We start from the raw sequence: 17,841 nt of genomic DNA, 5'->3' as shown, positions 1-17,841 counted from the left end.
ACCGTTGAGGATCTTCGGGCGGGGGGCGGAACGGGCCTGTTCGAGGTGCCTCCGGAGGCCCGGCTCATGTGGGTTGTGCCTGTTTCGTGCCGGTGCGCGGCATGGACCGTGAGCCGGGCCGGGTACCTGGGGGATCTCGAGCCGCCACCGGTGCCCGGTGGGCCTTCGTTCGGGAAGGAGCGCCGGCCGGCCCCGAGTACGACAGAGAGTAGGACCCGGGGAACCCCGCTTCGGGGGAAGGTTTACGATTCCAGAAGCGCAAGCTAACCGTTGGCCGCCCGGGCGCACCGGGCGGCGGGCAAAACAGTGGAGCCTGCGGAGCGACCCTAAAGGCACCTTCAGGAGGATCAGTGACTGCCGTAGAGCCCAAGCCAGTCCCGCAGGGGGTGGAAGCGACTCGGCCATTTCCGGCGCGAACAGGGCCCAAGGGGTCGTTCATCTACAAGATGGTGACCACCACGGACCCCAAAGTCCTGGGTGTCATGTACTTGACCACCTCGATGGCGTTCTTCCTCATCGGTGGTCTGATGGCCCTGATGATGCGTGGTGAGCTCGCTCGCCCGGGCCTGCAGTTCCTCTCGCCCGAGCAGTTCAACCAGCTGTTCACCATGCACGGCACGATCATGCTGCTGTTCTATGCGACCGCGATCGTGTTCGGTTTCGCCAACATCATCCTGCCGCTGCAGATCGGCGCCCCCGACGTCGCCTTCCCGCGCCTGAACGCCTTCAGCTACTGGCTGTACGCCTTCGGCGCCACCATGGCGACCGCCGGTTTCATCACCCCGGGCGGCGCCGCGGACTTCGGCTGGACGGCCTACGTGCCGCTCACCGATATCCTGCATTCGCCGGGCGTGGGCACCGACCTGTGGATCATGGGCCTGGCCGTCTCCGGTCTGGGCACCATCCTCGGCGGTGTGAACATGCTGACGACCGTGGTCTGCCTGCGCGCTCCGGGTATGACCATGTTCCGGATGCCCATCTTCACCTGGAACATCGCCGTCACCAGCGTGCTCGTGCTGCTCGCCTTCCCGCTGCTGACCGCCGCGCTGATGGGCCTGGCCTACGATCGGCACCTGGGCGGCCACATCTACGACCCGGGCACCGGCGGCATCCTGCTCTACCAGCACCTGTTCTGGTTCTTCGGGCACCCCGAGGTCTACATCATCGCGCTGCCGTTCTTCGGCATAGTCTCCGAGATCTTCCCGGTCTTCAGCCGTAAGCCGATCTTCGGTTACACCACCCTGGTCTACGCGACCCTGGGCATCGCGGCCCTGTCGATCGCGGTGTGGGCGCACCACATGTACGCCACCGGCGCGGTGCTGCTGCCGTACTTCTCGTTCATGACCTTCCTGATCGCGGTCCCGACCGGCGTGAAGTTCTTCAACTGGATCGGCACCATGTGGAAGGGACAACTGACGTTCGAATCACCGATGTTGTTCTCGGTGGGCTTCCTCGTCACCTTCCTGTTCGGTGGCCTGTCCGGTGTCATCCTGGCCAGCCCGCCGCTGGACTTCCACGTCACCGACTCCTACTTCGTGGTCGCGCACTTCCACTACGTGCTCTTCGGCACCATCGTGTTCGCCACCTACGCCGGTATCTACTTCTGGTTCCCGAAGATGACCGGCCGCATGCTGGACGAGCGGCTCGCGAAGTGGCACTTCTGGACCACATTCCTCGGCTTCCACCTCACCTTCCTGGTGCAGCACTGGCTGGGCGCGGAAGGTATGCCCCGCCGCTACGCCGACTACCAGGCCGGTGACGGATTCACCACGCTGAACACGGTCTCCACCATCGGCGCGTTCATCCTCGGCGCCTCGATGCTGCCGTTCCTGTGGAACGTCTTCAAGAGCTACCGGTACGGCGAAGTGGTCACGGTGGACGATCCGTGGGGTTACGGCAACTCCCTGGAATGGGCCACCACCTGCCCGCCGCCGCGGCACAACTTCTACGAACTGCCGCGGATCCGCTCCGAACGCCCCGCCTTCGAACTGCACTACCCGCATATGATCGAGCGGATGCGCAAGGAAGCCCATGTCGGCTTCACCGGCGGTGCCAAGCACCACCCCGAGGAGACGCTGGTCAAGTCCTGACCTTCGGTCGTTCACGAATGCACCCGTCGGCTTCGGTCGGGGGGTGCATTCGTTTGTGGTCGGTGGGGCGGTTCGCCTCGCGAAGGAATCGGGTGGCGGGATGCACGAGAGTGCACCGGCAGGCGGTTCGTGAAGGGGAGGGATGCCGGCTTGTTCGTGAAGGTGCTGTGTTTATTTGCGGCGCCTTCGGCGCCGCGGGGTTGAGGCCCCCTTGTGTCTCGCCGTTTCGGCCTCGAGACTTGCGCTTCGCGCGGGCGCTTTCGAGGCCGAAACGGCGAGACGGGCCTCAACCCTTCGAGGTGTCTCGCAAAACTCGACGCTTGCGGGTTGCGTCGGCATTCGACAGTTGGGTGGGTAGGTTCCCTCCGATGTGGTGGTGGGCCTGTCCGAAGGTTCTGTGTGGGCGTGTGGGGAGGGGGCCGTCCGCCGACCAGGTGGCGGGTGTACTTACATTGTTGTGGGCAGGCCTGTGGGTCCTGCGATTGTGCGCAGCGACCGATCGGCGGAGTGAAGAACCGGGGTCACAGGGCCCCGACCCGCGCGCCGGAGGCGCGCAAATAGACACAGCCCGGGGCCACGAGGGCCCCGACCCGCGGCGCGGAGGCGCCGCCGAAGATAGGGGTGTTGTTTTGGCCGAGACCACCGTGCTGGTCACCGTTACCGGGCCCGACCGCCCCGGTGTGACATCGGTGCTGCTGACGGCCATGTCGCGGCACCGGGTGAGTCTGCTCGATATCGAGCAGGTGGTGATCCGCGGCCGGCTCACCCTGGGCGTGCTGATCAGCTGCCCGTCCGATCCCGAGTCTCTGCAGGACGAGCTCGAGGAGGCGATGAACACCGTCGGTATGCAGGTGGACATCGATATCGAACCCGAGGTCGCGCGGGCGCCGGTGTCCACGCACGCGGTGGTGGTGCTGGGATCGCCGGTGACGGCGCGGGCGTTCAGCGCCGTGTCCCGGGAACTGGCCGGGCTCGGCGCGAATATCGACACCATCCGCGGTATCGCCGACTATCCGGTGACCGGGATGGAGCTGATGGTCACCGCACCCGATCACGGCCGGGACACCGATTCCCGGCTGCGGACCGCGCTGGCCGATGTGGCGGTCATCGAACGGGTCGATATCGCGGTGGAACGGGCCGGGTTGGCGCGCCGGGCGAAACGACTGATCGTCTTCGACGTGGATTCCACCCTGATCCAGGGCGAGGTGATCGAGATGCTGGCCGCGTACGCGGGAGTCGAGGACCAGGTGCGGGAGGTCACCGAGGCGGCGATGCGTGGCGAGATCGATTTCGCGGAATCGCTGCGGCAGCGGGTGGCGACACTGGCCGGACTGGACGAATCGGTGATCGGGGCGGTGGCGGCGACCATCGAACTCACCCCCGGGGCCCGGACCACCATCCGGACGCTCAAACGGCTCGGCTTCCGGTGCGGAGTGGTCTCCGGGGGGTTCCGCCAGGTGATCGACCCGCTCGCTCGTGAACTCGACCTCGATTTCGTCCGCGCCAATGTCCTGGAAGTGGTCGACGGCAAACTCACCGGCCGGGTGGTCGGGCAGATCGTGGACCGGGCCTACAAGGCGACCGCGCTGCGGGCCTTCGCCGCCGAATCCGGAGTGCCGATGGAGCAGACGGTCGCGGTGGGGGACGGCGCCAACGATATCGATATGTTGAACGCGGCGGGCCTGGGTGTGGCGTTCAATGCCAAACCGGCGCTGCGGGAGGTCGCCGATACCGCGCTGTCCCACCCCTACCTGGATGCCGTGCTGTTCATCCTGGGCGTGACCCGCGACGAGGTCGAAGCCGCGGACGCCGAGGACGGGCTGCTGCGGCGGGTACCGCTGGGCTGAGTTCCGGCGCGCCCACGCGCGCGGCTCCTTGCTTCGGGCCCTGCCCGAGTCGGCACCGCGAGGGGTCGGGTGTCGGTGCGTGGGTAGGCTGTCGTCCGGTGAAGCTCGGGTGTTGGGAGGGTTGGTGGAATGCCGGATAGCGGCGTGACGGATGTAGCGGCGAACGGTCGCGAGATGGATGCGGAGCCGGACTTCCCGGAAGACACTGATCCCGAGTTCCTGTCGGACCCAGGGTTTTCCGAACGTCACGCCGAACTCGCCGCGGGGTACGGGAAGCTGGGCGATCCCGAGGACCCCGCGCAGGTGCAGGCGATGCAGATGGTGCTGCACCTGCCCAAGACCGATCCGCCCGCACGCAGCGATGTCCTCGCCGCCGCGGCGGCCGCGGCGGTTGCACTGTGCCTGGACCCGCGCGTCGGGTACGAAGGCGAATGGGAGCAGCGGTATCTGGCGTGGAAGCGCGCGCGGATCAGGAAGGTCGCGCGGCGAGCGCGCGGAGCTCAGTGGGCGGCCGCGAACGAGGTCCCCGGAGTGACCGTCGAAAGCGGGGGCGCGCTGGTGCGGGCTCTCGTACCGGGACCCGTGGGCGAGGTCGATCCCCGTATCCGGCGCCTGCAGATCGGCGGCACCGATCTGGAATCCGACGATCCCGGGCCGGTGCCCCTGGACGTCCCGGTGTTCTGGGTGAACGCCGAACTCGGTATGACCGTCGGTAAGGCCGCCGCGCAGGTCGGACACGCGAGCATGTTGTTCGCCGGCGCGCTGCCGGTGGAACAGGCGCGGACCTGGGCGCAGCGCGGGTTCGCCTGCGCGGTGCGCGAGGCCGGACCCGATGAGTGGCAGATGCTGCGCGCGGCCGTCGCCCGCAGTGCGGCGACCGCGGTGCGCGACGCCGGCTTCACCGAGGTCGCGCCGGGTTCGACGACCGTGATCGCCACCCGGCCCGCGCGGCCGGACCAGTGGTAGGAGATGCGCACCGTCCACGTCGTCACCCACCCGGAGGCGACGCATCACGTCGACCGGGTGGTCGGCGGCTGGTACGACTCGCGCCTTACGGCCGCCGGTGAACGTGCCGCGGCCGCTGTCGCCGGTGCCCTGCGGTCGCGGATCCCCGAAGGCGCGGACGTCGAGGTGTTCTCGTCGGATCTCCGGCGGACCGCGCAGACCGCCGCGGCGATCGGTGCCGCGCTGGACGTGACCCCGGTGTACGACGAGCGGTTACGGGAGAAGTCCTACGGCGAGGCCGGGGGACGGCCCCGGCGATGGTTCGAGCGGCGGTTCGTACCGCCACCCGCGATCGGTGAGCGGATGGCGCACGACGAAGGTATTCCGGGCGCCGAGACCCGGGCGGTCTTCGCGCGGCGCGTCTATGCCGCCGTGCACACCGTCCTGGACAGCCGCTGCGCGAATCAGGTCATCGTCACCCACGGGGGCACTCTCACGTTCGTATTGGCCGCGTGGATCGGAATGCCGCTCGAGGCAGCCGGTTACGTGGCCTTCCACGCCCCGTCCGGCAGCATCACCGAATTGCGCGAGGACGACTTCTTCCACAATCGCCGGGTCGAGAGCCTCGGCGATACGCGCCACCTCCCGGAGCGGTCCTGAGGCGTTGCCCACGGCCTGCGGCTCCCGTCCCGTTTGTCGCATACTGCCGTTTCTTACGGTCTCGCCTACCGGGGCCGCGGCGGATCGTGGGTGCCCGGTGCCGCGAGTGTGTTCGCCTCGAGACAAGATGGAGCGCGTGGCGCATCCCGATCCAGATCTGCTCATCGACTTCACCAATGTTTCCATCCGCCGCAACGGGCACAATCTCGTCGGCCCGGTGACCTGGCAGGTAGAACTCGACGAACGCTGGGTCGTCCTGGGCCCCAACGGAGCCGGTAAGACCTCGCTGTTGCAGGTCGCGGCGGCCGAGACCCACCCCTCTTACGGCACCGCCTACGTACTGGGTGAACGACTCGGCAAAACGAACGTCAGCGAACTGCGGCCCCGGATCGGCCTGTCGTCGGCGGCCCTGGCCGCGCGTATCCCACCGGAGGAACGAGTGGCCGACCTGGTCGTCTCCGCCGGGTACGCGGTCCTCGGCCGGTGGCGGGAGAAATACGACGATGTCGACACCGACCGCGCGATCGACATGCTGGAAAGCCTGGGCGCCGAACATCTTCTGGACCGCACCTACGGCACCCTGTCCGAAGGCGAACGCAAACGGGTCCTGATCGCCCGCGCCCTCATGACCGATCCGGAGTTGCTGCTGCTGGACGAACCGGCCGCGGGCGTGGACCTGGGCGGCCGGGAGGAACTCGTGGAGAGCCTGGGCGACCTGGCCGCCGACCCCGACTCCCCGGCGCTGGTGCTGGTCACCCATCACGTCGAGGAGATCCCGCCGGGTTTCACCCACTGCATGCTCATCAGCGAGGGCGAGATCGTCACCCAGGGGTTGCTCGACGATGTGCTCACCGCCGAGAACCTGAGCGAGGCGTTCCGCCAGTCCATCGCCCTCGACCGGATCGACGGCCGGTACTTCGCCCGCCGGAAGCGCCGGCTGGGCCGGCACCGGTCGCGGTAACGAATCCACCGAGGAAACGGATAGCGCGGGCCTCCGCGCAACCGTGGTGAAGCCGTGAGCAGCCGACAACCGATAGAGCGGACAACCGGACACGGAGTCGTTCCAGCGTCTGTTCCCGGACGCTGTCCGCCCGCCGGGGAAGCCGGCGGTCGGCCGTGGCGGAGAGGCCCCATACCGACCCGGCCATCGAATGCCGACGCAACCCCCATGTGTCGAGTTCTGCGAGACACCTCAAGGGTTGAGGCCCGTCTCGCCGTTTCGGCCTCGAAAGCGCCCGCGCGAAGCGCAAGTCTCGAGGCCGAAACGGCGAGACCGAGGGGGCCTCAACCCCGCGCGCGCCAGCGCGCCATGAACACAGCTAGGGTGCGAGGGGTGAGTGAGACGACTGTGCCGGATTCGGCGGCGGGGGTGCCCGAGGCCAAGGACGCCTCGACCGTGATGCTGGTGCGCGACGGTGCCGCCGGTCCGGAGGTTTTCCTGCAGCGGCGGGCCGGTGCGATGGATTTCGCCGCCGGGATGACCGCCTTCCCGGGTGGCCGGGTGGATCCCGTGGACGCGGAGGTGGCGATCGACTGGGCCGGGCCGTCTCCGCGCTGGTGGGGGGAGCGGTTCGGGGTGTCCGAGGCCCGGGCCAAAGCGCTGGTCTGCGCGGCGGTGCGGGAGACCTTCGAGGAGTGCGGGGTACTGCTGGCCGGGCCCACCGCCGAAACCGTCGTCGCCGATACCACCGGCTACCGCGGCGAGCGGGAGCGGATCGAGGGCCGGGATCTGACACTGTCGGAGTTCCTGGCCGAGCAGCGGCTGGTGTTGCGTGCCGATCTCCTGCGGCCGTGGTCGCGCTGGATCACTCCGACGGTGGAGCGCCGCCGCTACGACACCAACTTCTTCGTGGCGATGCTGCCCGCGGGGCAGCGGGCCGACGGGGCGACCACCGAAACCGATCTGGTGCACTGGTCCACTCCGGCGGCGGCGCTCGAGACGTGGCGGGCGGGTGAGCATGTACTGCTACCGCCGACCTGGTCGCAGCTGACCTCGCTGGCCGGTTACTCCGATACCGCGCAGATCCTGGCGGCCGAACCGCGGATCGATCCGATCCAGCCGGTGTTCGGTGAGGTCGACGGTAAGCAGTTGCTGCAGTTCCCGGACAATCTGCGGTACTTCGCCGATCTCCCGGACCCCTCGCGGCTGGTCGGGTCGAAGGGAATGCGCGATACCGATCCGTCGCTGCTGGGTGGCACCGGGAATGCGGGCGGCGCCGCCGCCGGCCGGTAGCGTAGGCGTCCATGGCGGAATTCGTATCCCTGTCCCGGTCCGGCGACCCGAGCGAATCCGGGCGTGGTGTGGCGGTGCTGCGGATCGCCCGCCCGCCGATGAATCTGTTCGGCACCCAGTTGATCCGGGAGATCGCCGAGGCGGCCGCGGCCTGCGGCGCCGATCCGGAGATCGCCGCGCTGGTGGTCTACGGGGACGAGCGGGTGTTCTGCGCCGGTGACGATCTGGCCGAGCTCGCCGGGCTGCCCGCCGAACAGGCCGCCGCCATGGCCGGTGATCTGCAGACCGCGCTGAATTGCCTGAGCGCGGTCCCGCAGCCCACGGTCGCCGCGATCAGCGGCTACGCCCTGGGGTCGGGTCTGGAACTGGCGCTGGGGGCGGACCGGCGGATCGTCGGCGACAATGTGAAGCTCGGATTTCCGCAGATCGATGCCGGACTCATCCCGCTGGCCGGGATCCGGCGGCTGTCGCTGCTGATCGGCCCGGGGGCGGCGAAGGATCTGGTGTACAGCGGACGTTTCGTCGAGGCCGAGGAGGCCGCACGGCTGGGTCTGGTGGATCAGGTCGTCGCGCCCGACGATGTTCTGGAGGTGGCGATCGCCTGGGCCCGCCGGTTCACCGACGGTCCGGCGCGGGCGCTGGCCGCGGCCAAGGCGGTGTTCGAGGCGGGGCCGCACGGTCACGAACGGGCCCGTGCCGAGTGGGCGCAGCTGTTCACCACCGCGGACCAACGCCTCGGAACCCGCTCCTACCTGCGGGACGGGCCGGGGTCGGCAGCCTTCACCGGCCGCTGAACGAGTCGCGGGTCACCGGAACCTACCCGGCGGTATCGGAAGTCCGGCCGGGAAAGGATAGGCTCTCCGACCATGACGGTACGCCCCGACGACCCCGCTCCCCATCCGCACGCCACCGCCGCGGAGGTCGAAGCTGCATTCGAGGACACCAAGCTCGCCCAGGTGCTGTATCACGACTGGGAAGCCGAGACCTACGACGACAAATGGTCGATCTCCTATGACGAACGCTGTATCGATTACGCCCGCGGCCGGTTCGACGCCGCGGTCGGCACCGATGCGGAGTTGCCGTACGAGCGGGCTCTCGAACTGGGCTGCGGTACCGGTTTCTTCCTGCTGAACCTCATGCAGTCCGGGATCGCCAAGAGCGGCTCGGTCACCGATCTGTCGCCCGGCATGGTGAAGGTCGCGTTGCGCAATGCCGAACACCTGGGCCTGGATGTGGACGGCCGGGTCGCCGACGCCGAGACCATCCCCTACGAGGACGACACCTTCGATCTGGTCGTCGGACACGCGGTGCTGCACCACATCCCGGATGTGGAGCAGTCGCTGCGGGAATGCCTGCGGGTGCTGAAACCGGGCGGCCGTTTCGTCTTCGCCGGCGAACCCACCACCATCGGCAACTTCTATGCCCGCAATCTGGGCAACATCACCTGGAAGGCGACCACCGCCCTCACCAAACTGCCGTTCCTGCGGGATTGGCGGCGCCCCCAGGAAGAGCTGGACGAATCGTCGCGGGCCGCCGCGCTGGAGGCCGTGGTCGATCTGCACACCTTCGACCCGAACCAGCTCGAGGGGATGGCGCGCTCGGCGGGCGCGGTGGATGTGGCCGCGCACACCGAGGAGTTCGCCGCCGCGCTGTGGGGCTGGCCGGTGCGGACCTTCGAGGCGGCCGTTCCGGACGAGAAGCTCACCTGGGGCTACCGGATGGCGATGTACCGCGCCTGGCTCGGGTTGAGCTGGGTGGACGAGAACGTGATGCGCCGGGTGGTGCCGCGGCAGTTCTTCTACAACGCCATGATCACCGGAGTGAAACCGGCTGCCGCCGGGAAATAGTGGGCTACGGCTTCGGTGCGGCCGATATCGGCTATCTCGGCTCGGCGGCCGGTACCGCCGCGCTGGCCGAGGTCGCGGAACTCGAACTCACTTCCGCCTCGCAGCTCCGCGATGTGGCCGCGGTGCGCCGGGCCTACGGTGAGCGCGCTCCGGCGCTCATCGAGACCGTCCGCCTGCGTCGCCGGGCCGCGGCCAAACTGTCCGGCGCCCAGGAGTGGCTGCTGACCGACGACGCGGTACAGCAGGCCACCCCGACCCTGGTCGCCCGCCATCGCGCGCGCCGGCTGGCGGGTCGCGATGTCCACGACGTCACCTGCTCGATCGGCGCGGAGCCGGCCGAACTGGCCCGGGTGTGCCCGCGGGTGGTCGGCAGCGATCTGGACCCGGTCCGGCTGGCCATGGCCCGGCACAATCTGGCCCACCCGGCTCCGGCATCGGGCAACATTGTGCTCGTACGCGCCGATGCCCTGGTCCCGTGCACATCCGGCACGGTCGTGGTGGCCGATCCGGGCCGGCGGGCCGATGGGAAACGCACCCACGACCCGGCCGCGCTGCAACCACCGCTACCGGAGCTGTTGTCGGTGTACGCGGGTCGCGATCTGGTCGTGAAATGCGCTCCCGGCCTGGATTTCGGCGCACTGGGCTGGGACGGTGAGATCGAGGTCGTCTCGCTGGACGGCGGGGTCCGGGAAGCATGCCTGTGGTCGGCCGGTCTGCGCGAGCCCGGGGTCGGCCGCCGGGCCACCGTTCTCACCACCGCCGGGGCGGCGACCACCCTCACCGATGCCGATCCGAGCGAGATCCCGGAGCGCGCGCCGGGGGAGTGGATCGTGGACCCGGACGGCGCGGTGGTGCGTGCCGGACTGGTCCGGCACTACGCGTCCCGGCACGGTCTGTGGCAGCTCGATCCGCGGATCGCCTACCTGACCGGCGACCGTCCCCCCGACGGGGTGCGCGGCTTCCGGATCCTCGACCGCTGCGCACTGCGCGAGAAGGTGTTGCGGGCCGAACTGCGCCGCCGGGACTGCGGGCCGCTGGAGATCCTGGTCCGTGGCGTAGATATCGATCCCGATGTGCTGCGGCGCCGCCTCAAGCTCGACGGATCCCGGCCCTTCACGCTCGTGATCACCCGCATCGGCAGCGCGGCGACCGTCTTCCTGTGTGAGGCTTCGCGGCCCTGAGCCGATGATCGTGGTGCTCCGGCGCGGGTCACGGGAGTTCGACGTAGCGCGGCGGCGCACCGTCCAACGCCTCCAGAATCGGTATGGGTTTGTCTGTCGGGAGTCCGTTCTCGTCGAACGAGAGCACCCCGCTGGCCCCCCGGACCGCGGTGGCGCCGTGCAGGCGTTTCATGGCCTGTAGTACCTGGTCGGAGTGCACGGTGGTCCCGGCGTACCCGGCCGCCTGCCGGATCGCCTGGACAGCCGTCACCACCGCGTCGTGTTCCATGACGGCGGCGAAGTCGTCGAGGGTGTCGTCGGAGAACGCGCGATAGCAGACCGGACCCGCGCAGCCGGGGGAGAACTGTTCGACGGAGTGCAGATTGAACCGTTCCGGATGGTCGCGCCACGCCTGCGGATGGACGAGCCCGGTGTACAGCACCGACACTCCCGTTTCCAGCGCGACCCGGGCGGGGCTCTCCGAGAGGCGGTAGTACGGCATATCGTCGCCGGTGACCACCCGGATCGGGAGTTCCCGGCAGCGGCGTTCGGCGAGCGCGGTCAGGAAGGTGAGCGCGTGGGCGGCCCGGCCCGCGAAATAGATGGTGTCGGGGGCGTTCTGGCAGATGTTGGGCATCATGTAGTGGAACGCGTTGGCCACATTGCCGATTTCGGAGTCGTAACCCTCCACCGTGCCGGCGAAGCGCTGGGGATCGTCGGGGAAGCTCGCCGCGAACGCTTCGGCGAGGGTCCGGCCGTAGTGGTCGACCGGACTGTCGTCGCGGACGATCAGTATTCGCCGGCTGCGGGTGGACAGATATTCGGCGGCGGTCCGCGCGTGGTCGGCGGCGGACGGGGAGACCCGCAGGAATCCGCGCAGGACCGGCAGATCGCCGGCGGTCAGGGTGGAGCCGACGACCGGCATATCGGCTCCGGTGAGACGTTCGATGGACCGGACCGCGTTCTGGACACTGAACGCGATGCCGGTGACCGCCACTATCCGATCCGGCTCGCGCCGGGCCTCGATTTCACTTACCGCGGTCTCCCATTCGGCGAAATCGCTGCCGGGATTGGCCAGCAGCAGCCTGATCTTGGGAGTGTTGCCCCAGATATCGGTCCGGTTCGCCGCGAGCTGGGCCAGATGCGCGCCTTCGAGCCGGTGCCGGATACCCGACATGGTCACGATGCCCTCGGCGCTGTCGCCCGGTGTCATCGGCGACAGCATCACGACGCTCACATACGGATCCGCGGAATTCTCGACGGCGCGGTTCTCGTCGAGAATGCGTTTCTCGATATCGGCGAGTTCCGGGGCGAAGACCACCCCGCCGTCGGTGACTCCGGCGCATTCGCCGCGCGGTCCGCTGTGGACGACGCCCGCACCGCAACTGTTGCCGGCCCGGAACACCGTGGGCAACCAGAACACGGCGGTGACCACCAGGGCCACCACCGCGATCGTGGCGGGGACCCACCACCATTTCCGATAGGCGGGTGGTGGCGGCTGGATCAAAGTGCTCATCGATACCTCTCCGCCCGTTCGTACAGCAGCAGTGCCCCGCGGCCGAGACCCCGGGCCAATTGCCGGAATTCGTTCTCGATGGTGCGATCCAGGGTCCGCTGGGGGTCGCCCAACGGATCGTTGGAGACCCACAGCGCGGCGATCAACCAGGCCAGTTCGTGTTCGGGTTCCAGCCCGTTGTCCCGGACGATCGCCTCGACCTGCGCGAACGGGGTCCCCCCGTCGTCCGGGCGGCGCGGGGCGCCGGTGATAAGGTCCAGATCGGACAGCCAGGCGGCGGCCGTGGCGCGGCCGAATTCGGCGTGGCCGGGTACGAACGGCCGCCCCAGGTACTCGATGGCGCCGCCGAGCCGGCCGAGCGCGAGATCGTGGTAGAGGGCCTCGGCCTCGTCCTCCGGATCCCCTTCGGCGAATCCGCGCCGGTACACCTCCCGGCATATCGTGTGGGTGCGCTCCCAATTCCGTGGGTCCGCCGGACCGCGGCCGGCGAGTTCGCAGAGCAGGATACGGCGCAACCAGGTATCGAGCACCATTTCCGGTTCGGGCCCCTCGACAGTGCGGATCCACAGCCGATTGCGCAGTTCCTGGAGTAGCGCCTCACCGTCGGGTAGGGCCGAATCCAGCACTTCCGGCCGGTAGATGACATCCACGGTGCGCCCCGCGGCGACGGTCACCAGATCGCGCATGCTCTCGCTGTCCAGGAAATCGCCGAGCAGCCGCTCCCGGGCGCGACCGAGCACGGTGCCCGGCAGCTCGACCGGTTCCGGTAGCGGATCGTGCGCGGTGCCCACGGTCGTGGTGAGAACGGTGCGCGCGCCGGTGAGTGGATCGTCCTCACCGGTCCGGCTCAGCGCGGCGATGACATCGGTGGTTCCGGCGGCGTTCCCGCCGGTGAGCGACCGGACGAAGGTCGCGACCCGGGAGATCGAACGCATCCGCCGGTCGGCGACGAGGTCGCCCGTGGTCTGCTCGCTCAACCGGCTCAGATCAATGAGATACCAGGGAAACCAGGACGCCGCCGGATTGTCGGCCGCCGCCCAGTCGGCGGGGATATCGGGCGGGTTACGCGGGACCGGCCAGTCGATACCACCCGTGCGGTGTTCGGGTTCGCGGCGTTCGGTGTCCTCGCTGAACCGGTGCATTCCGGGGCGGTGCCAGCATTCGCTCCAGGCCGGTAGCCACTGCGCGCTGGTGGCGACGACCACCAGCGGATCGGGTTCGGCGCCGTTGCGGCGGCGCGCCTCGCGCAGGGTCTGCAGGAACTGCCGGCCCGCCGGAGTGTGCGCGTTGTCCAGTAACAGTACGGAATTGAGCGTGCGGCGGGCACCGCGGACGCCGCTGTAGGCCTGGCGCAGGTCGTGCAGGAAGGCCATACCGAAGATGGCATCGGCCTCGGTGCGGGACTCGTCGTCACCGTGCGCCCATTTGGCGAGATCGATGAGCATGTCCTCGCGGCGGATCTGATCGCCGGCCAGCCGGGGGCCCTGTTTGATCCGCCGCCTGATGTTGAGCCGGTTCAGGCTCTGCAGCAGGGTTTCCACGGTGACGGCCACCCACGGGGACAGACCCTCGGGCACCTGGCCCGCGGCTTCGAGGATATCGGCGACGCCCTGACTGCGCGCTTCCATCGGCTGGGCGCTGGAGACCACCTGGCGCAGATTCCGCAGTGCCTCCCGGCGGTTGTCCTCGTGCATGTGCAGGGTGCTGCCCACCGCCACCAGGCACAGCCACAGCTGCGGGAAGGCGATCCGGCCGAATTGGCGGCGGTACCGGCCCAGTTCGAAGGCGAGTTCACCGAACACCTCGCGCGGTGCGCGTTCGCCCTGGCGTAGATCCACCTGGGCGAGGGGAAGTTTCGCGCAGCGCTGCGCGAGTTCTTGCAACAGTACGGTTTTCCCGCTACCGGGCGGCCCCAACGCCACCACTACCGGTAGCGCGCGGCTGCGGCCCTGCGGACGCTGGACCAATTGTTCGATCAACCCCCCGGTGATCGGCTCCAGCCCATGCAATTTCGGACCTGCTACAGGCATCGCCCCTCCCGGTTCGGCATCGATATCCGGCATATCGATTTCCCGGCACCTCGTGGACGCCCCGGTCATCCCGGTCTGAGCTGGGCAAACCGGTCGACGATATCGATCGGTACCGCCATCCTATGCCTACCTCCGCCACCGTCGCGGCCGTGCGCGAAAACCCGTCGACATTCCGATCCTGGTTCCGGCGGTCCGAGTCGTGGTGATCACCGTTGGGCGCACCGGAAGTACGAAATGTGAAATGCGGGTGGGCGAGTTGGCCGCGCGTGGTCGATGATGCGGCCGGACGCGGCCGCGCGTATCCGCCCGTGAGCGGCGAGCGCGACCCGTGGGTGTCGGAGGACCGGGGTACGGTCACCCCATGACGATGTACGCCGCGCTGCTGCGGGGGATCATGCCCAGCAACCCGAATATGAGCAATGAGAAGTTGCGCGGCGTGTTCACCGGCCTGGGCTTCGAATCGGTGGCCTCGGTGCTGTCCAGCGGCAATATCGTCTTCGCCGCCGAGGAGACCGGAATCGCCGAACTCGAGGATCGCATCCAGGAAGCGCTGAGCGCCGAACTCGGGATCCCCGGCGGCACCATCATCCGCACCGAGGCCGAACTCCGTGATCTGCTCGACCGCGATCCGTTCGCCGGTTTCACCCACGGCCGCGGCACCTACCTCACCGCCACCTTCTTCAAGGCGCCGGGCCAGGCCCCGGCAATGCCCGCAGACGACGATCCGCTCACGAAGATCATCGGTTACGACGCGGCGGCCCGTGTCTTCCTCGCGGTCATCGACAACAGCACACCGCGCACACCGAATTTCATGGCGTGGCTGGACCGCGCCTACGGCAAGGACATCACCACCCGCACCTGGCTGACGGTGCAGCGGATCGTCAAGAAGATCGATGCGGTGAAGTAGGCGGCTCAGGCCTCCTGGGCGACGCCGTTCTTCTTCCGTTCGATATCGGCCAGTGCCGCTTCCCGCGCCGCCCGCTGGGCCGCGCCGGCCTCCCAGGTGGATTTCCGGTTCTTCACTACCCGGGCCGGGGCGCCGACCGCGATGCTGTAATCCGGGATATCGCCCTTGACCACGGCATGCGCGCCGAGCACACAGCCGCGGCCGACCCGGGTCTCACGCAGCACGGTGACCTTCGCCGCGATCCAGGTGTCGGGGCCGATCCGGACCGGGCTCTTCACGATGCCCTGGTCCTTGATCGGCAAGGTGATGTCGTCCATGCGGTGATCGAAATCGGTGATGTAGCACCAGTCGGCGACCAGGGTGGATTCGCCGATCTCGATATCGAGGTAGGTGTTGACGACATTGTCCTTGCCGAACACCACCTTGTCGCCGATCCGCAGGGAGCCCTCGTGGCAGCGAATGGCGTTCCCGTCACCGATATGGACCCAGCGCCCGATTTCGAGCCGGCCGAGTTCGGGGGTCGCGTGGATCTCCACATTGCGCCCGAGGAACACCATGCCGCGCAGAATCACGTGCGGGTTGGCGAGCCGGAACTTGAACAGCCGGTAGTAGCGGACCAGGTACCACGGGGTGTACGCGCGGTTGGCCAGCACCCAGCGCAGCGAGTCGAGGGTGAGGAACCGGGCCTGCCGCCGGTCGCCGCGCCGGGAGCCCTGCCAGCGTGAGCGCAGCGGTGCGCCCCACATGCTCGTCACGAACGTCTCTCCTCGTATTCTGTGCTGCCCAGTACTGCCGAACAGCCTACTTTCGTGGTCGGGAGCCCCGGCCTATACCCTTCCGTTAATCTTCCACACACGTGGGCCCGGGGAGACAGGACGACAGAGGAGACCAGCAGGTGCGTATCGGCAGCGGCGTACGGACCGTGTCCTGGCTTGCGGCGGCGGTGGCCGCCGCGGGGGTGCTCACCGCCTGCGGAACCGATGTCGACGACATCACCGTCGGCCGCGGCCTGGGCTGGCCCGCGCCGGGGCACGAGAGCCGCAACAGCGGCACCACCCCGGTGACCGGTTCGCAGGCGCTGAGCCTGCAGTGGTCGCGGCCGGTGGGCGGGCCGGTCGCGCAGCCGGCGACGGTGGGTTCGGACGGGCAGATCTTCGTCACCAGCCGCACCGACGCCGACTGTGAGATCTTCTCCTACCAGATGCCCACGGGACGTAAACGTTTCTGCAATCCGCTGGGCCCCCACTCCATCTATTCACCCACCCTGCTCGACGGTGCGAACAATGTGTACGTCGGTCTGGACAGCGGCGTGGAATCGGATAATTTCCTCGGTCAGCCGCGCTGGCGGACGCCGGTGGCGGGCGTACCGATCGGAATGCAGTTCACCGGTGACGGTCATCTGCTGGTGATCACCCAGTCCGGCCAGGTCGACGTGCTGGAACGGCAGACCGGCAAACGAATGGTCCCCACCCAGCAGTTGCTGCCGCAGCCCGATTTCCTGCAATCGCCGAATCTGGACTGGCCGCCGGCCGGCGCCGGTCTGGAGGATTGCCATACCGGCGGCCCCGAGTGCGCGGTCGCCACCGTGGCGGCGATGGATATCGATACCGGGCGGATCTACGCGACGGTCCGCAAGCCCGGGGAGCCCAAGGCCGCCCTGGTGGCGCTGCGCTATGCCGACGGAAAGGTCCGGCAGGAGTGGAGCCGGGAAATCCTGGCCGGCGGCAGTGCCACCGATCCGGCCCTGTCCGCCGACGGCGCGACGCTCTACGTCGGTGACAACAGCAAACGCCTGATCGCGGTGAACACCGCCGACGGCACCCCGAAATGGGAGGCGCAGCTGGACTGGGAGCCGCGGCGCGGGATCTCGGTCTCCGACGACGGCCTGGTCGTCCCGGCCGGTGACGAGGGCTATCTGCTCGCCCTGCGGGACACCGGCGACAGTTTCGAAAGGGTGTGGGAGCGTAAGGATCTGGCGTTGCGGGGCCGGCCCGTGCAGACCGCGGGCGGGATCGGCTACGTCACCGCCGCCATCGGCACCGGGCTGAACCTGGTCACCTTCGATACCGCTACGGGCGCCACCCTCGACTCGGATGTGCTGCCCGGTGCCCAGGGCACCACCACCGGTACCGCGGTCGGCGCCGAGGGCGAGGTCGTGGTCGTCACCCGGATCGGCGAGATCTTCGCCTTCGGGGAGAACGACTGACGCCGCGCGCGGGAGCGCCACCGCGGTCTCGGCCGGTGAACCGCGCATCCTCAGCACATCGTGGAAGCGCGTAGCACCGCATGCGGTGATCAGAACGGATTTATCGAGGCCGACAATGTGGACAGGTTGCAGGGGATGTTTCCGGGGTAGTTGATGCACGGCGGCGGGTCGCCGACCTCGGTCGCCGACGTAGGTGCCGGGGTGACCGGTAAACCCTCCGCCGATGCCGGTGCGGCCGCCACCAGCGCGGCCGCGATGATCCCCAGAGTGGAGACCGAGAGTTTCACGCCGAGATTTGTCATGGGGGACCTTTCAGCCGGTTCCAGTTGGACGAGCTCCTCATACAGAGATGCTGTACCCGAATTCTCTCGCAACGCCGCATCGAGATGCCCGAACCACA

Annotated in this window: 15 protein-coding genes; 11 read left to right on the top strand and 4 right to left on the bottom strand. The window is 68.6% G+C overall.

The features are described 5' to 3' along the window. Positions 1-350 precede the first annotated feature (350 nt). From ctaD to ON38_RS18110, 9 genes are all read left to right on the top strand, one after another. On the top strand, positions 351-2,090 hold the full coding sequence (gene ctaD, locus ON38_RS18150; RefSeq protein WP_083872776.1) for an aa3-type cytochrome oxidase subunit I: 1,740 nt from the start codon (positions 351-353) through the stop codon (positions 2,088-2,090). A gap of 629 nt (positions 2,091-2,719) precedes the next feature. Next, entirely contained in the window at positions 2,720-3,937 is a 1,218-nt protein-coding gene (gene serB / locus ON38_RS18145) for a phosphoserine phosphatase SerB (RefSeq protein WP_039826020.1), read from the top strand. Between the two features lie 174 nt (positions 3,938-4,111). Then, positions 4,112-4,903 (top strand): aminoacyl-tRNA hydrolase, encoded by a 792-nt coding sequence (locus tag ON38_RS18140; protein WP_051164930.1) that lies wholly within the window; start codon positions 4,112-4,114, stop codon positions 4,901-4,903. Between the two features lie 3 nt (positions 4,904-4,906). After that, entirely contained in the window at positions 4,907-5,542 is a 636-nt protein-coding gene (locus ON38_RS18135) for a histidine phosphatase family protein (protein ID WP_039826019.1), read from the top strand. Between the two features lie 127 nt (positions 5,543-5,669). Then, positions 5,670-6,503 (top strand): ABC transporter ATP-binding protein, encoded by an 834-nt coding sequence (locus tag ON38_RS18130; RefSeq protein WP_039826017.1) that lies wholly within the window; start codon positions 5,670-5,672, stop codon positions 6,501-6,503. Between the two features lie 348 nt (positions 6,504-6,851). Next, the gene (locus tag ON38_RS18125) at positions 6,852-7,775 is read left to right on the top strand and encodes an NUDIX hydrolase (RefSeq protein ID WP_373281230.1); all 924 of its coding nucleotides are present in this window, start codon (positions 6,852-6,854) and stop codon (positions 7,773-7,775) included. Positions 7,776-7,786: 11 nt separating this feature from the next. Further along, positions 7,787-8,569, top strand: coding sequence for an enoyl-CoA hydratase-related protein (locus ON38_RS18120; RefSeq protein WP_039826016.1), 783 nt, complete (start codon positions 7,787-7,789; stop codon positions 8,567-8,569). A 72-nt stretch (positions 8,570-8,641) separates the two neighbouring features. Further along, on the top strand, positions 8,642-9,622 hold the full coding sequence (locus ON38_RS18115; protein WP_039826015.1) for a class I SAM-dependent methyltransferase: 981 nt from the start codon (positions 8,642-8,644) through the stop codon (positions 9,620-9,622). Further along, positions 9,622-10,803, top strand: a complete 1,182-nt coding sequence (locus ON38_RS18110) for a class I SAM-dependent methyltransferase (RefSeq protein WP_039826014.1) — start codon at positions 9,622-9,624, stop codon at positions 10,801-10,803. The genes ON38_RS18115 and ON38_RS18110 overlap by 1 nt, the downstream gene beginning before the upstream one ends. A 28-nt stretch (positions 10,804-10,831) precedes the next feature. Here ON38_RS18110 and ON38_RS18105 read toward each other — a convergent pair whose 3' ends face one another. Both ON38_RS18105 and ON38_RS18100 read right to left on the bottom strand, forming a co-directional pair. Continuing rightward, complete coding sequence (locus ON38_RS18105) at positions 10,832-12,298, bottom strand: type 1 periplasmic-binding domain-containing protein (RefSeq protein WP_051164926.1); 1,467 nt, start codon at positions 12,296-12,298, stop codon at positions 10,832-10,834. Continuing rightward, positions 12,295-14,328 carry a P-loop NTPase family protein gene (locus ON38_RS18100; protein WP_157181805.1) on the bottom strand — a complete coding sequence of 678 codons (2,034 nt, stop codon included), beginning with the start codon at positions 14,326-14,328 and terminating at the stop codon, positions 12,295-12,297. Before ON38_RS18100 ends, ON38_RS18105 begins: the two co-directional genes overlap by 4 nt. A 361-nt stretch (positions 14,329-14,689) precedes the next feature. Between ON38_RS18100 and ON38_RS18095 the strand changes: the two genes are divergently transcribed. Then, positions 14,690-15,235: a DUF1697 domain-containing protein gene (locus tag ON38_RS18095; RefSeq protein WP_039826012.1), complete on the top strand. Its 546-nt coding sequence runs from the start codon at positions 14,690-14,692 to the stop codon at positions 15,233-15,235. Between the two features lie 5 nt (positions 15,236-15,240). On the opposite strand, the gene ON38_RS18090 is transcribed toward ON38_RS18095, so the two are convergent. Beyond that, positions 15,241-15,990: an acyltransferase gene (locus tag ON38_RS18090; protein ID WP_039826011.1), complete on the bottom strand. Its 750-nt coding sequence runs from the start codon at positions 15,988-15,990 to the stop codon at positions 15,241-15,243. Between the two features lie 140 nt (positions 15,991-16,130). Here ON38_RS18090 and ON38_RS18085 point away from each other — a divergent pair, with 140 nt between their 5' ends. Beyond that, on the top strand, positions 16,131-17,441 hold the full coding sequence (locus tag ON38_RS18085) for an outer membrane protein assembly factor BamB family protein (protein WP_245564094.1): 1,311 nt from the start codon (positions 16,131-16,133) through the stop codon (positions 17,439-17,441). Between the two features lie 89 nt (positions 17,442-17,530). Here the strand turns inward: ON38_RS18085 and ON38_RS18080 are convergent, their stop codons facing one another. Further along, on the bottom strand, positions 17,531-17,743 hold the full coding sequence (locus ON38_RS18080) for a hypothetical protein (RefSeq protein ID WP_039826010.1): 213 nt from the start codon (positions 17,741-17,743) through the stop codon (positions 17,531-17,533). Positions 17,744-17,841: the final 98 nt, after the last annotated feature.

Source organism: Nocardia testacea NBRC 100365 (genome assembly GCF_000308775.1).
Taxonomy (GTDB): domain Bacteria; phylum Actinomycetota; class Actinomycetes; order Mycobacteriales; family Mycobacteriaceae; genus Nocardia; species Nocardia testacea.
This window is presented reverse-complemented; position numbering and strand designations above follow the sequence as displayed.

Excerpts from the sequence above, each read along its gene's own strand:
- ON38_RS18140 (WP_051164930.1), top strand. The coding sequence starts at position 4,112 with ATGGATGCGGAGCCGGACTTCCCGGAAGACACTGATCCCGAGTTCCTG.
- ON38_RS18135 (WP_039826019.1), top strand. The coding sequence starts at position 4,907 with ATGCGCACCGTCCACGTCGTCACCCACCCGGAGGCGACGCATCACGTC.
- ON38_RS18130 (WP_039826017.1), top strand. The coding sequence starts at position 5,670 with ATGGAGCGCGTGGCGCATCCCGATCCAGATCTGCTCATCGACTTCACC.
- ON38_RS18125 (WP_373281230.1), top strand. The coding sequence starts at position 6,852 with ATGAACACAGCTAGGGTGCGAGGGGTGAGTGAGACGACTGTGCCGGAT.
- ON38_RS18120 (WP_039826016.1), top strand. The coding sequence starts at position 7,787 with ATGGCGGAATTCGTATCCCTGTCCCGGTCCGGCGACCCGAGCGAATCC.
- ON38_RS18115 (WP_039826015.1), top strand. The coding sequence starts at position 8,642 with ATGACGGTACGCCCCGACGACCCCGCTCCCCATCCGCACGCCACCGCC.
- ON38_RS18105 (WP_051164926.1), bottom strand. The coding sequence starts at position 12,298 with ATGAGCACTTTGATCCAGCCGCCACCACCCGCCTATCGGAAATGGTGG.
- ON38_RS18100 (WP_157181805.1), bottom strand. The coding sequence starts at position 14,328 with ATGCCTGTAGCAGGTCCGAAATTGCATGGGCTGGAGCCGATCACCGGG.
- ON38_RS18095 (WP_039826012.1), top strand. The coding sequence starts at position 14,690 with ATGACGATGTACGCCGCGCTGCTGCGGGGGATCATGCCCAGCAACCCG.
- ON38_RS18080 (WP_039826010.1), bottom strand. The coding sequence starts at position 17,743 with ATGACAAATCTCGGCGTGAAACTCTCGGTCTCCACTCTGGGGATCATC.